The sequence below is a fragment of the Achromobacter sp. GW823-FHT04E03 genome (genome assembly GCF_058796095.1).
Map to the genome: position 1 here is coordinate 1,415,014 of NZ_JBXAIJ010000001.1, position 13,186 is coordinate 1,428,199.

The window sequence follows — 13,186 nt, forward strand, 5'->3', positions numbered from 1 at the left end:
TCAAACCCGGAGGAAAGACGGTGAAGCCGAATCTAGGAAAGATCCTTGCGATGTCCGCCAGCGCCGCGCTGCTGGCGGGCCTGGCCGCCTGTGGCGGCGATGATGACGACGATGACGCGCCGCAGACGCCGCCGCAGGCGAGCGTGCCCCAGGGTTCCACGCTGGACGTGGCCATCCTCGGCACCACCGACCTGCATGCCAACGTGCTGGGCTACGACTACTACAAGCTGGCCGAGGACAAAAGCTACGGCGTGGACCGCACGGCCACGCTGATCGCCAATGCCCGCAAAGAGAACGCCAACACCCTGCTGTTCGACAACGGCGACACCATCCAGGGCACGGCCCTGTCCGATTACCAGGCGCTGGTGGCGCCGGTGCAATGCAGCGACATGCTGGCGATTTACAAGCAGATGAAGCTGCTGGCCTATGACGCGGCCACGCTGGGCAACCACGAGTTCAACTACGGCCTGCCCTTCCTGTCGCAAGTCACGAATGCGGACTTCGGGCTGGCCGGCATCGGCAAGGGCACGGCGCAGACCAATTCCGCCGGCGCCAAGGACTGCGCGGCGCCGGGCTTTCCCTTCGTCTCCGCCAACGTGGTGTCCGCCGCCAGCAAACAGCCCATCTTCAAGCCCTGGGTCCTGCTGAACAAGACCTTCAAGGCCACCGACCCCAACGGCAAGCAGATCGAGGTCGCGCTGAAAGTCGGCGTGATCGGCTTTGCGCCCCCGCCCATCCTGCAATGGGACAAGGCCAATCTGGAAGGCCACGTGGAAGTCGCCGGCTGGAAGGAATCGGCGCAGCGCTACGTGCCGGAAATGCGCGCGGCCGGCGCGGACCTGGTGGTGGCATTGGCGCATGGCGGCATCGACATGCTCACCGAGTACAGCCCGGCCATGGAGAACGGCGCCGGCTACCTGAGCCAGGTGGCCGGTATCGATGCGCTGATCACCGGCCACCAGCACCTGCTGTTCCCCGACACCAATGCCAAGTCGCAATTCGCGGGCCAGCCCGGCATAAATCTGGAGAAAGGCCTGATCAACGGCGTGCCGGCGGTGCAGGCCGGCCAATGGGGCAACAACCTCGGCCAGATCACGCTCAAGCTTGCCTATGACAAAGGCTGGCAGGTGCAGAAGGACGCCACGCGCGTGCAGCGCATCTCCACGCGCCTGACCGCGCAGAACGGCGCCACGCCCGCGACCTACGTCGAACCCGATGCCGCCGTGCAACAGCTGGTGCAGGCTGAACACGCCGCCACCATTTCCTATGTCAAAACGCCCATCGGCCAGAGCCGGTTCGACATGGCGACCTATTACGCGCTGGCGGGCGACGTGTCAGCGCTGCAGATCGTCAACATGGCGCAGATCGATTACCTGACGGACTACATCGCCAAAAACAAGCCGTCATACGCCGCCCTGCCCATCCTGTCGGCGGCTGCGCCCTTCAAGGGCGGACGCAACGGTCCGGGCGACTTCACCTACGTAAAGCAGGGCAACATCGCCATCAATAACGCCGCCGATCTCTACCTGTACCCGAACACCTTGCAAGTGGTGCGGGTCAGCGGCGACATCGTGCGCCAGTGGCTGGAGAAGACTGCCGAGCAGTTCAGGCAGATCGACCCGGGCCAGGTCGCGCCGCAGGACCTGATCGACACGGGCTTCCCGACCTTCAACTTCGACGTGCTGTATGCCGCGGGCAATGCCCTGCGGTATGAAATCGACGTCACCCGCCCCAAGGGCTCGCGCATCACGAAGCTGACGTACCAGGGCGCGCCGCTAGACCCCGCCGCGCAGTTCCTGGTGGTCACGAACAACTACCGCGCCAGCGGCGGCGGCGACTTCCCCGGCCTGGCCGGCGGCAAGGGAGACATCGTGCTGCAAGCCCCGGACGCCAGCCGCGACGTGCTGATCAGCTACATCAGGAAGCACCCGGACCTGGATCTGGCGACCTACGGCCTGGACCGCAGCTGGCGCTTTGCGCGGGTGGGCGCCCTGGCCGGTCCGGTGGTGTTTTCGTCGGTGCCGGGCACCCTGGCCATGGCCGCGGCGCATGGCGTGGACAACGTCACGGTGCACGACGCCACGCCCGACTCCGTGACCCAGTTGTCGCGCTACGCGGTGGACCTCAGCCGCTAAGGCTGGCGGTAGTACACGCAGATGCGCCGGCCGCCGATCTCGTGCACCTCGATCGGCAGCTCGTAAAGTTCGCTCAGGACCTCCGGCCGGACCAGTTCGGCCGGAGTCCCCTGATGCGCGATGCGCCCTGCCCGCATCGCCACGATGCGGTCCGCGTATGTGGACGCGAAGTTGATGTCGTGCAGCACCAGCACCACCGTCTTGCCCAGCTCGTCCGCCGCGCGCCGCAAGGTGCCCATCATGGCGACGGCGTGCTTCATGTCCAGGCTGTTCAGGGGTTCGTCCAGCAGGACGTAGCGCGTGTCCTGGCACAGCACCATCGCCACGAAGGCGCGCTGGCGCTGCCCGCCCGACATCTCGTCCAGGTAGCGGTCGGCCAGCGGCTCCAGGTTCAGGTAGGCGATGGCGCGGTCGATGTGGGCCTTGTCGTCCAGCGTCAGGCGGCCGCCCGTGTGCGGATAGCGGCCGAACGCGACCAGATCCCTCGCCGTCAGCCGCAGCGGCAGGTGATTGTCCTGCCGCAGGATGGCCAGGCGGCGCGCCAGTTCGCGGCTGTCGGCGCGGGTCACGTCCAGCCCCTCGACCAGCACGCGGCCCGCCGACATCGGCAGCAGCCGGCTGACCATGGACAGCAGCGTGGACTTGCCCGCGCCATTGGGACCGATGATGGCCGTCACGCCCCCCGCGGGCAGCGACAGGCTGACGTCGTCGACCACCACGCTGTCGCCGTACTGCTTGCTGACTTGCTGGATCTCTATCATCGGCGCCCCCTGCGCAGGATCAGGACGAGGAACATCAGCCCGCCCAGGAATTCGATCACCACGCTGACGGTGGTATTCAGGCCCAGCACGCGTTCAAGCAGCGTCTGGCCGCCCACCAGGAAGATCACGCTCAGCAGCACGGCCGCTGGAACCGTGTGGCGGTGCCGGTCGGACCCCATGGCCTGATAGGCCAGGTTGCTGACCAGCAGGCCGAAGAATGTCACCGGCCCCACCAGCGCGGTGGACACCGACACCAGCACCGCGATGGCGGCCAGCGTCAGCATCAGCGTGCGGCGATAGTCCACGCCCAGGTTCACCGCAATGTCGCGGCCCAGCGCCAGCACGTCGTAGCGACGCCGCATGCGCCACACCAGCAGCGACGCCGCGCACACCGCGGCCAGCGCGATCGGCAGCAAACCCACGCGCACGGTATTGAAGCTGGCGAACATGCGGTCCTGCAACACCAGGAATTCATTGGGGTCGATCAGCCGCACCACGAAGTTGGACAGGCTGCGAAACAACAGGCCGAAGATGATGCCCACCAGCATCATCAGGTGCAGGCTGCGCACCGCGTCCGAAAACAGCCAGCGGAACAGCAGGCAGGCGAACGCCGTCATGGCGCCGACCTCCAGCAGGAAGGCGGCCACCGGATGGCTGGCGGCCGTGGCCGCCTGGCCGAAGCCGAACACCACCACGGCCTGTATCAGCAGGTACAGGGCGTCAAAGCCCATGATGGCCGGCGTCAGGATGCGGTTGTGGGTGATCGTCTGGAACAGCACCGACGACACCGCCACGGCATAGGCCACCAGCAGCATCGCCGCCAGCTTGGCGCCGCGGAACGGAATCACGAAGGACCACTGGCCGTTGGCGCCCAGCGTCATGAAGGCGATGGCGCAGGTCAGCGCAAGAGCGCCCAGCAGCCACAGACGCCAGGTTTGCGGCGCACGGACCGGCGCCGGCGCGGAGATGGCGAGTTCAGCCAAGCCGGTTCCTCCGCGTGCGCAACAGCCACAGGAACAGGATGCTGCCCAGCACGCCGACCACAGTGCCGATGGGAATCTCGTAGGGATGGATCACCAGCCTGCCGATGACGTCGCAGGCCAGCACGAACACGCCGCCCAGCACCGCCACCCAGGGAATGGAGCGACGCATGTTGTCGCCCAGCACCAGGCTGACGGCGTTGGGCACGATCAGGCCCAGAAAGGGTATGCCGCCCGCCGTCACCACCACCACGGCCGAAATCGCCGACACGATCAGCAGTCCGGCCAGCGTCAGCCGCGCATGGTTCAAGCCCAGGTTGGCGGCGAACTCGCGGCCCATGCCGGCCACGGTGTAGCGATCGGCCGCCGCGTAAGCCGCGCAGGCCAGGCCGAAGCCTATCCATAGCAGTTCATATCGTCCCCGCAGCACGCCGGAAAAATCGCCCGTGGTCCAGGCGTGCAGCGACTGCAGCAGGTCGTAGCGGTAGGCGACGAAGGTGGTGGCGGCGTGGATCACCCCGCCCAGGATCAGGCCGATCAGCGGCACGATGAAGGGCGTGCGCAGCGGTACGCGCTTGAGCAGCGCCAGGAACAGCAGGGTGCCCGCCAGCGCAAAGCCCGTGGCCGTCAGCATCTTGCCGATCACGGGCGTATCCGGCGCCAGCAGCGTGACCGCGAGTATGCCCAGTGTGGCGGACTCCACGGTGCCGGCCGTGGTGGGTTCGACGTAGCGGTTGCGCACCAGCATCTGCATGATGAGCCCCGCCACCGCCAGCGACATGCCGGCCAGCAGCAAGGCCAGCGTGCGGGGAATGCGGCTGACCATCAGCAGGCGCCAGGCGCGCTCGGCCTCGTCGCCATTGCCCCACAGCGCGGACAGGCTGAGCTGCCCCGCGCCCAGGCTGACGCTGGCCGCGCACAGGGCCAGGAGCAAGCCCACTGCCGCCGCCAGCCCGCCCCAACCGCCTATCGACTGCCGCCAACTCACCCGCGATTACTCCCGCCGCTCACGCATCAGGCTTTACTTGCCCGCGGCCAGCGCGGCCGCGATCTCGTCCACGTTCTGCTGCATGGCGGTCAAGCCCGCGCTGCCCAGCAGGTACCAGTTGTAGCCGTTCAGGTAAACCACGCGCTTGTTCTTCCAGGCCTTGGTCGGACGCACCAGCTCGTTGTCCAGCATGCGCTGGGCCGACACGCCTTCACGGCCGATGGCGGCGTCGCGGTCGATCACGAACAGCCAGTCGGGGTCGGTCTGGGCGATGAACTCGAACGAGATCGCCTGGCCGTGGTTCGACACGCTCAGCCCCGTCGTCGCCGGCTTGATGCCGAAGGCGTCGTGGATCACGCCGAAGCGCGAACCCGGACCGTAGGCGCTCATCTTGCCGCCAGTGGTCAGCACGATCAGCGCGGTGCCGGCGTTGGCCGCCTTGCCGTTCAGGTCCGCGATCGAAGCGCGCAGGGCGTCGAGCTTGGTCTTGGCGACATCCTGCTTGCCGTAGATGGCGGCCAGCGTTTCGGTGTTGCGCGTCACGCTGCCGACCAGGTCCTTCGCGTTGACCGTCAGGTCCACGGTGGGCGCCAGCTTGGCGAGCTCGTCGTACTTGGGCGCGGAGCGGCCCGCGACGAAGATGAGTTGCGGCGCGGCGGCGTGGATCACCTCGTAGTTGGGCTCGAACATCGACCCCACCTTCAGGTAGCGCTGATCGGCATACTGGCTGAGCTGCGGCGGCCACTTGGCCACCGTCGGCACGCCCGCCACGTTCACGTCCAGCGCATGCAGGGTGTCCAGCACGGCCAGGTCCATCACCACTGTCTTCGCCGGGTTGGCCGGCACGGCGGTTTCGCCGCGCGCGTGCTTCACCGGCACCGTCGCCTGCGCGGCGCATACCGCCGTGGCGGCGCCCAGGACCAGCGCGGCCCCGGCCTGCATCGCCCAACGCCGGACGCGGCCTGCCTGCATTTGCTTCTTCATGCGTACCTCTTCATGTTGCGGGCGCCAGGCGCCCTTTCAAACTCAGAACTTGACGCCCACGCCCAGCCAGTAGCGGCGGCCGTCCTCGACGTAACCGTAGTCGTCGTACGTGACCTGCTTGTCGAACAGGTTGTAGATGCCGGCGTACACCGCCACCGTCTTGTTCACCTGGTACGAACCGCCCAGATCCACGAACGTGTAGGAAGGCGCGACCACCGACGAGGACGAGGGGCCGGTGATGGGCTGGCTTTCCTTGCCGCGGTAGTTCAGGCGCGCCCATGCCTGCAGCGCGTCCGAGGCCTGCCAGTTCACCGTGGTGGTGAACAGGTGCTTGGGCAGTTGGTTCAGCGGCTGGCCCTTGTACTGGCCCGACTTCTGCTCCGACTTGGTGAAGGTGTAGCTGCTGGTCAGGGACCAGTCGCGCGACAGCGGCAGCTTCAGGTTGGCTTCCACGCCGCGCGAATTGGCCTTGTCCACGTTCATGTAGGTGGTCGGGTCCGAGCCGAACTGGTTCGGGCCGTCCGTGCACTGGGTCGCCGGGCAAGCCACGCGGGTGATCTTGTCCTTGAAGTCGTTGTTGAAGATCGTCAGGCCGGCGTTGAAGCCTTCGCCGTCGTCATACAGGATGCCGATTTCCTCGGTCACCGACTTCTCGGGCGTCAGGTCCGGGTTGCCGTACATATTGCCGCCGCGGCTGACCTGGCCCCAGCCCGCCACCGTCTGGCGCAGGTCGGGCGCGCGGAAACCGGTGGACACGCCGCCCTTCAGGGTCCAGCGGTCGGCCATGTGCCAGACGCCGTACAGGCGCGGGCTGAAGTGCGTGCCGAAGTTCTCGTCTTCGTCCATGCGCAGGCCGGTGGTGACGGCGAAGGTCTCGGTCAGGCGCCATTCGTCTTCGGCGAACAAGGCCCACTGGTAGCGGTCCACCTTGCTGGGGCCGTTGGCCAGCTGGTTGCCGGTCTGGTCGTTCAAGCGCTGGCTCAGGTAGCTGCCGCCCAGGGTCAGCATGTGCGAACCCAGGGGCAAGGTCCAGCTCGTCTGGATGTCCAGGTTCTTGATCTTCATCTGGCGCGAGCGGTTGTCGAACTCTTCCTGCTGCACATAGCTGTCCGACACGCCCCAGCCCCAGCGTCCGGTATGCGACAGCGCCCACTTGTTGCTGCGGTAGTCGGTATCGGACGAGGCCGGGCAACCATTGCGCCCGCAAGCCTGGCCGGGCGGCAGCGGCTCGACCGTCTTGCCCAGCGTTTCGTGCAGCTTCTGGCGCATGGTGGTCGCTTCCAGCACGATGTCGTGGTCGCGGTTGGGCGTCAGCGCCAGCTTGGCCGTGACGCTTTCCGAGTTGCGCTTGCGGAAGCCGTCGACGATGTCGTCTTCGTCGCGCTGCGTGGCCTGGCCGTAGATCTGCAGGCCCAGCAGGTCCGTCTTGATCGGGCCGGACAGGTAGAAGTTGCCCTGGTAGATGTCGCCCGACTTGTTGCTTTCCTGGATGGTGGTGTCCAGGCGGATCTCGCCGCCCCACTCAGAAGGCACCTTGCGCGTGATGATGTTGATCACCCCGCCCATGGCGTCCGAGCCGTACAGCGAGGACATGGGGCCGCGCACCACCTCGATGCGCTCGATGGCGGAAAGCGGCGGGGTCCAGCCGCCTTCGACGCCCGTGGAGTCCGAGTTGGTGCGGGTCTCGCGCGAGTTCTGGCGCTTGCCGTCGATCAGGATCAGCGTGTACTTGGGGCCCATGCCACGCAGGCTGATGTCCTGGCGGTCGCCGCCGCCGGTGACGATCACGCCTGGCACGTCCACCAGCGCGTCGTTGATGTCGCGGTAGAACTTCTTGTCCAGGTCCTCGCGGGTGATCACGCTGATCGATGCCGGCGCATCCTGGATCTGCTGTTCATAACCCGAGGCCGTCACCACCACGGTATCCAGCGTCTTTGCGGTGTCGGCGCTCTGCGCCCACGCGGGCTGCGCCACGCCGAAACCCGCTGCGCACAGGGCTGCCGCCAACTGCGTGCGCGAACCCGGACCGCGCCGGCCGGCGACCAATTCTTTGCTGCTCATGATTCCAGTTTCTCCCGTCCCAGGCCCGCGCCCCACCCCGCGTGCGGCGTCCGTCCTGCCCCGTATTTATTAATGAAAACCATTCTCATATTAGAATTGGACCTGCCGGGAGCCAGCAACACGCTTTCCGCAACTTTTATCTTCTTTGAACTTCTTGACACTCCGGCCCGCGGCCATAAGCCAAACTGCCGGATGCAGAACCGACGACACGCATGCCTTTTTCCCACGCACCGGCGACTCGCCGCATCCTGCTGATTGACGACGATGTCGAGCTTGCGCAGATGCTGCGCGAGTACCTGGAACCCGGTCACTGCCAGCTCACCCTGGCGCATAGCGGCACGCAGGGCCTGGCCCTGTTGGCTCAGGACGACTACGACCTGGTGCTGCTGGACCTGATGCTGCCCGACGGCAACGGGCTGGATCTGCTGAAGCAATACCGCCAGCGCTCGCGCCGGCCGGTCATCATGTTCACCGCCCACGGCGGCGAGACGGACCGCGTGCTGGGCCTGGAGTTCGGCGCCGACGATTACCTGGCCAAGCCCTTCAGTCCGCGCGAACTCAAGGCCCGCATCACGGCCGTGCTGCGCCGTTTCGAGGAAGTGCCGGACACGGCCCGCCCCGCCCTGGCGCTGGGCGCAGTGTCGCTGGACGCCGCCACCGGCGTGCTGCGGATGGGCGATAGCGAAATCCCGCTGACCGGCGCCGAACAGCGCATCCTGGAAATCCTCATGCGCACGCCCGGCCAAGTGGTCGCGCGCGACCAGATCGGCCTGTACGCGCTGGGCCGCAAGCCGGACCGCTACGACCGCAGCATCGACACCCACATCAGCTCGCTGCGCAAGAAGCTGCGCAGCGACGGCGGCGCCGAGACCTTGGCGATCCGCAACCTGCGCGGCCTGGGTTACGTGCTGGCGGGCGCTGACTGATGGCCTGGCTGCCCACCCGCTCGCTATTCGGACGCGCCTTCCTGACCTTCTGGGGTGCGATGGCCGTCATCCTGGTCTGCGGCATGGTGCTGACGGCCGCGGTCGCCTGGTACCGCTTCAATTCCCTGGATGGCCTGAATCCCGGCAATCTCACGCGCGATGCTGCGCAGATCGCCCGCAGCGAGGGCGTGGATGGCCTGGAACGCTGGGTCGAAGCCATGGACCGGCGCTACTCGGCGCTGAAGATCTACGTCATGGACGCCCAGGACAAGGACATCCTGGGCCGGCGGCTGCCCGCCCGCATGGAAGACTGGCTGAGCGATTTCCGCGCCGGGCCGGACCGTTCGCCGAAAGCCGACTACCTTCCCGCCGACCCCACCGGCGAGCGCGTTTCCTGGTGGGAACCGCAAAAGCTGGTCTTGCCCGATGGTTCGCAACTGCTGCTGCTGTTCCTGCCGTTCGATTCATCGCATTGGGAAGTGCTGGCCCTGTCGCCCGTGGCGCTGGCCCTGGTGCTGTTCGCGCTGGCGGTGACCGCACCGTTCTGCTGGGCCCTGAGCCGCCACGTGACGGCGCCCTTGGCGCAGTTGCGCCAGACCACGCATGCCCTGTCCGCGGGGCGGCTGGATGCGCACACGCCCGCCAAGCTGGCCCGCCGCAAGGACGAACTGGGCCAGCTTGCGCGCGACTTCGACGCCATGGCCGACCGGCTGAAGGCGCTGGTCGACACGCGCGAACAGCTGCTGCACAACATCGCACACGAACTGCGTTCGCCGCTTGCACGGCTGCGGCTGGCGGCGGAGCTCGCGCGGCGCAAGGACGAGCGCCAGGATCTGCAGCTGGACCGCATCGAACTCGAATGCGAACGCCTGGACGCGCTGGTCGGCAACACCTTGCGGCTTGCGCGCCTGGGCGCCCTGCCCGTGCCTACTGACACCCTGGACCTGGCCGAACTCGTGTCCGACGTCGTCGAGGACGCACGCTTTGAGGCTGGCGGCCGGCAGATCCGCATAGAGTGGAGCCAGCATGCGCCCGTGCCCCTGGTCGGCGACCGCTGCAGCCTGGCCAGCGCCATCGAGAACGTACTGCGCAACGCCCTGCGCTTTGCGCCCGCGCACAGCGCGATCCGCGTGCGCCTGCTGTCGAACGCGCACGAAGCCTGCCTGGAGATCGAGGATCATGGGCCCGGCGTGGCCGCCGAAGAGCTGCAATCGCTGTTCGAGCCCTTCTATCGCACCGCCTCGGGCGCGCGCAAGCCGGGCAGCGGCGCCGGACTGGGCCTGTCGATTGCCCAGGCCGCCGTGGCCGCGCACAAGGGCAGGATGTCGGCCCGCAATATTTCGCCACAGGGGCTGAGCGTGCGGCTGGAACTGCCGCGCCTGAACGGCTGAAGCCAGGGTCGATCAGTCGGCGTCGGCCAGGATCGCGGCCGGCAGCCGCGGCAATACCCGCATGGCGTTGGCGGTGGTGGCATGGGCCACCTGCGCCGGCGTGATGCCACGCAATTCCGCCAACGTGGCCGCGATGCGGACCAGTTCGGCAGGCGCATTGCGCCGATGCGGCGGATGCAGCCAGGCCGGAGGGATGTCCGGCGCATCGGTTTCCAGCACCAGGTGCGCCAGGTCCACGTCTACCGCATGGCGGCGTATCTGCAAGGCGCGCTCATAGGTCATGGCGCCGCCCAGGCCCAGCGCGAATCCCTGGTCTATGAATGCCTGCGCCTGCTGCGCGCTGCCGTTGAAGGCGTGCGCAATGCCGCCGATGCGCGGATGGCGGCGCAGGTACTTCAAGAGGATGTCCTGCGACTTGCGCACGTGCAGCAGCACCGGCAGGCCGAACTCGGCAGCCAGCGCCAGTTGCGCAGCGTAGAAGCGCTCCTGGCGCTCGCGCGGTTCGCCGGAGGCTATTTCGGGAACGAAGAAATCCAGGCCGATCTCGCCGATGGCGACGAAGCGAGGATCGCCCAGCGCATCCTTGACGGCAGCGCGCAGCGCTTCCAGATCGGCGTCGCTGGCGCGCTGGACGTATAGCGGATGGATGCCCAGCGCATAGGCGCCGCCGGCCGTCTTGCCGGCCAGCTCGCGCACCGCGGAAAAATTGGCGCGTTCGACCGCTGGAATCACAATGGACTGCACGCCTGCCTGGCAGGCGCCGTCGGCGACTTGCTCGCGGTCGGCGTCGAACTCGGCGGCATCCAGGTGGCAATGGGTATCGATCAGCATGGGCGCGACCTCCTTGCCCGGATTATCCCCCGGCGCGCCTTAACCCGAAACCAGGCGGCCGTTTTCCATGAGCAGCTGGCGGTCGGCGCGGGCGGCCAGTTCCGGGTCGTGCGTGACGATGGCGAACGCCGTGCCGGACTCCTGGTTCACCCGCGTCAGCAGTTCGAACATATTGTGCGCCGTGTGGCGGTCCAGGTTGCCGGTGGGCTCGTCGGCCAGCACGCAGACGGGCCGCGTGACCAGGGCGCGCGCCAGCGCCACGCGCTGCCGTTCGCCGCCGGACAGCTGGCCCGGGAAGTGACCTTCGCGCGCGGCCAGGCCCACCATGCCCAGGACCTCGTGCGCGGCTTGCCGCGCCTTGTCGCGGCTTTCACGGCGCACGATCAGCGGCATCGCCACGTTGTCCAGCGCCGAGAACTCCGGCAGCAGGTGGTGGAACTGGTAGACGAAACCCAGGCTGCGGTTGCGCACGGCGCTCTTGCGGGCCTCGGACAGCCCGACGGCAAGCTGGCCGTCCACCGAAACCGAGCCGCTGGTGGGCACGTCCAGCAGGCCCAGGATATGCAGCAGCGTGCTCTTGCCGGAGCCGGAGGCGCCGACGATGGCGACCATTTCGCCGCGCGCCACGGTCAGGCTGACGTTGCTCAGCACTTCGATGCGCGCAGGGCCTTCGTCGTAGACCTTGACGATGTTGTCGGCCTGCAGCGCGGGAGTCAGCATGTCAGTCATGGCGCAGCACCTGTGCGGGTTGCAGGCGCGAGGCGCGCCAGCTGGGGTACAGGGTCGCCAGCAGCGACAGCACCAGGGAGGTCACGCCGATGGTGACGATGTCGCCCATCTGCGGATCCGACGGCAAGGCGCTGATGAAATAGATTTCGCGCGGCAGGAAATGCACGCCCAGCAGACCTTCGATGAACGGCACGATCACGTCCACGTTATAGGCAATGAGGATGCCGCCCGCGACCCCCAGCAGCGTGCCGATCACGCCGATCAGCGCCCCTTGCACCAGGAAGATGCGGGCGATTTCTCGCGGTCCCGCGCCCAGCGTGCGCAGGATGGCGATGTCGGACTGCTTGTCCTTCACGGCCATGACCAGGGACGACAGCAGGTTGAACGCGGCCACGGCCACGATCAGCGCCAGGATCAGGAACATCATGCGCTTTTCGGTCTTCACCGCCGCGAACCAGGTGCGGTTGTTGCGCGACCAGTCGCTGGCCATCATGTAGGGCGGCAGCACCTTCTGCAATTCGGCCGCCACTTCCGGCGCGCGCTGCATGTCGGCGATGCGCAGGCGCACGCCGGCGGTGCCGCTGTCGCGGAACACGCGGGCGGCGTCCTCGTCGTCGACGAAGGCCAGCGAAGAATCGTATTCGTAGTGGCCGGACGAGAACACGCCCACCACGGTGAACTGGCGCATGCGCGGCGTGAAGCCCGCCGGGCTGATCGAGCCTTGCGGCGCCATCATCAGGAGCGTGTCGCCCAGCTTGACGCCCATGCCGTCGGCCAGTTCATTGCCCAGCACCACGCCGAAGCTGCCGGGCTTCAGGTCGGCGAGCTTGCCCGACACCATCTGGCGCGGCAGGTCCGACACATTGCCTTCGGTCTGCGGATCGATGCCGCGCACCTGCACGCCGCGCAAGGCCTGCCCGCGCACCAGCATTCCCTGCGCCGCCACGAACGGAGCGCCGGCCTTGACGGCGGGATTCTTCTCGGCGGCGGAAGCGAACTCCTGCCATCTCTCCAGCACCCGCTCCGGCGCCGCGCCGGGGATGTAGAGTTCGATGTGCGGCAGCACCGACAACATGCGGTCGCGCACTTCCTTCTGGAAGCCGTTCATCACGGACAGCACCACGATCAGGGCGGCAACGCCCAGCGCGATGCCCGCCATGGAACTGGCGGCGATGAAGGAGATGAAGCGATCGCGGCGGCCGCGTCGCTGGCGGATTCGGGCCAACCCGGCATAGCGGGCGCCTATCCATAGTTCGTAGGGTATTTTCAGCACGAGCGCATTATGGCATTAACCGCCTGTATTCCGCCCCGCGGATGTGCGGTTCCGAGACCAGGCGTTTCAAGCTATGGCAGTGGCGGACGCCGCTTAGTTCCCGCGGCCCGCGCGGACTACAATCGCG

The 13,186-nt window shown here is 67.3% G+C and carries 11 protein-coding genes; 3 read left to right on the top strand and 8 right to left on the bottom strand.

Annotated elements, in window-relative coordinates; all coding sequences use genetic code 11:
- Positions 1 to 20: 20 nt before the first annotated feature.
- Positions 21 to 2,135: a 5'-nucleotidase C-terminal domain-containing protein gene (locus AC1RHV_RS06535; protein WP_492300148.1), complete on the top strand. Its 2,115-nt coding sequence runs from the start codon at positions 21 to 23 to the stop codon at positions 2,133 to 2,135.
- Here the strand turns inward: AC1RHV_RS06535 and AC1RHV_RS06540 are convergent.
- The 5 genes from AC1RHV_RS06540 to AC1RHV_RS06560 are packed head-to-tail and all read right to left on the bottom strand — an operon-like array spanning position 2,132 to position 7,909.
- Positions 2,132 to 2,896, bottom strand: a complete 765-nt coding sequence (locus tag AC1RHV_RS06540) for an iron ABC transporter ATP-binding protein (protein WP_119451240.1) — start codon at positions 2,894 to 2,896, stop codon at positions 2,132 to 2,134. The two genes, AC1RHV_RS06535 and AC1RHV_RS06540, sit on opposite strands and share 4 nt — an antisense overlap.
- Positions 2,893 to 3,879, bottom strand: a complete 987-nt coding sequence (locus AC1RHV_RS06545) for an iron chelate uptake ABC transporter family permease subunit (RefSeq protein WP_175162182.1) — start codon at positions 3,877 to 3,879, stop codon at positions 2,893 to 2,895. The genes AC1RHV_RS06540 and AC1RHV_RS06545 overlap by 4 nt, the downstream gene beginning before the upstream one ends.
- Positions 3,872 to 4,864, bottom strand: a complete 993-nt coding sequence (locus tag AC1RHV_RS06550) for an ABC transporter permease (protein WP_306652846.1) — start codon at positions 4,862 to 4,864, stop codon at positions 3,872 to 3,874. Before AC1RHV_RS06550 ends, AC1RHV_RS06545 begins: the two co-directional genes overlap by 8 nt.
- 33 nt (positions 4,865 to 4,897) lie before the next feature.
- Entirely contained in the window at positions 4,898 to 5,848 is a 951-nt protein-coding gene (locus AC1RHV_RS06555) for a siderophore ABC transporter substrate-binding protein (protein ID WP_082401124.1), read from the bottom strand.
- A gap of 42 nt (positions 5,849 to 5,890) precedes the next feature.
- Complete coding sequence (locus tag AC1RHV_RS06560) at positions 5,891 to 7,909, bottom strand: ligand-gated channel protein (RefSeq protein WP_119451239.1); 2,019 nt, start codon at positions 7,907 to 7,909, stop codon at positions 5,891 to 5,893.
- Positions 7,910 to 8,121: 212 nt separating this feature from the next.
- On the opposite strand from AC1RHV_RS06560, the gene AC1RHV_RS06565 reads away from it, so the two are divergent.
- Complete coding sequence (locus AC1RHV_RS06565) at positions 8,122 to 8,835, top strand: response regulator transcription factor (RefSeq protein WP_054456165.1); 714 nt, start codon at positions 8,122 to 8,124, stop codon at positions 8,833 to 8,835.
- Entirely contained in the window at positions 8,835 to 10,226 is a 1,392-nt protein-coding gene (locus tag AC1RHV_RS06570) for a sensor histidine kinase (RefSeq protein ID WP_054456162.1), read from the top strand. Before AC1RHV_RS06565 ends, AC1RHV_RS06570 begins: the two co-directional genes overlap by 1 nt.
- Before the next feature lie 12 nt (positions 10,227 to 10,238).
- Here the strand turns inward: AC1RHV_RS06570 and AC1RHV_RS06575 are convergent, their stop codons facing one another.
- The 3 genes from AC1RHV_RS06575 to AC1RHV_RS06585 are packed head-to-tail and all read right to left on the bottom strand — an operon-like array spanning position 10,239 to position 13,011.
- Positions 10,239 to 11,057 carry a TatD family hydrolase gene (locus AC1RHV_RS06575; RefSeq protein WP_054456160.1) on the bottom strand — a complete coding sequence of 273 codons (819 nt, stop codon included), beginning with the start codon at positions 11,055 to 11,057 and terminating at the stop codon, positions 10,239 to 10,241.
- A 39-nt stretch (positions 11,058 to 11,096) separates the two neighbouring features.
- Positions 11,097 to 11,786 carry an ABC transporter ATP-binding protein gene (locus AC1RHV_RS06580; RefSeq protein ID WP_119451237.1) on the bottom strand — a complete coding sequence of 230 codons (690 nt, stop codon included), beginning with the start codon at positions 11,784 to 11,786 and terminating at the stop codon, positions 11,097 to 11,099.
- Positions 11,779 to 13,011, bottom strand: a complete 1,233-nt coding sequence (locus AC1RHV_RS06585; protein WP_233564600.1) for a lipoprotein-releasing ABC transporter permease subunit — start codon at positions 13,009 to 13,011, stop codon at positions 11,779 to 11,781. Before AC1RHV_RS06585 ends, AC1RHV_RS06580 begins: the two co-directional genes overlap by 8 nt.
- Positions 13,012 to 13,186: the final 175 nt, after the last annotated feature.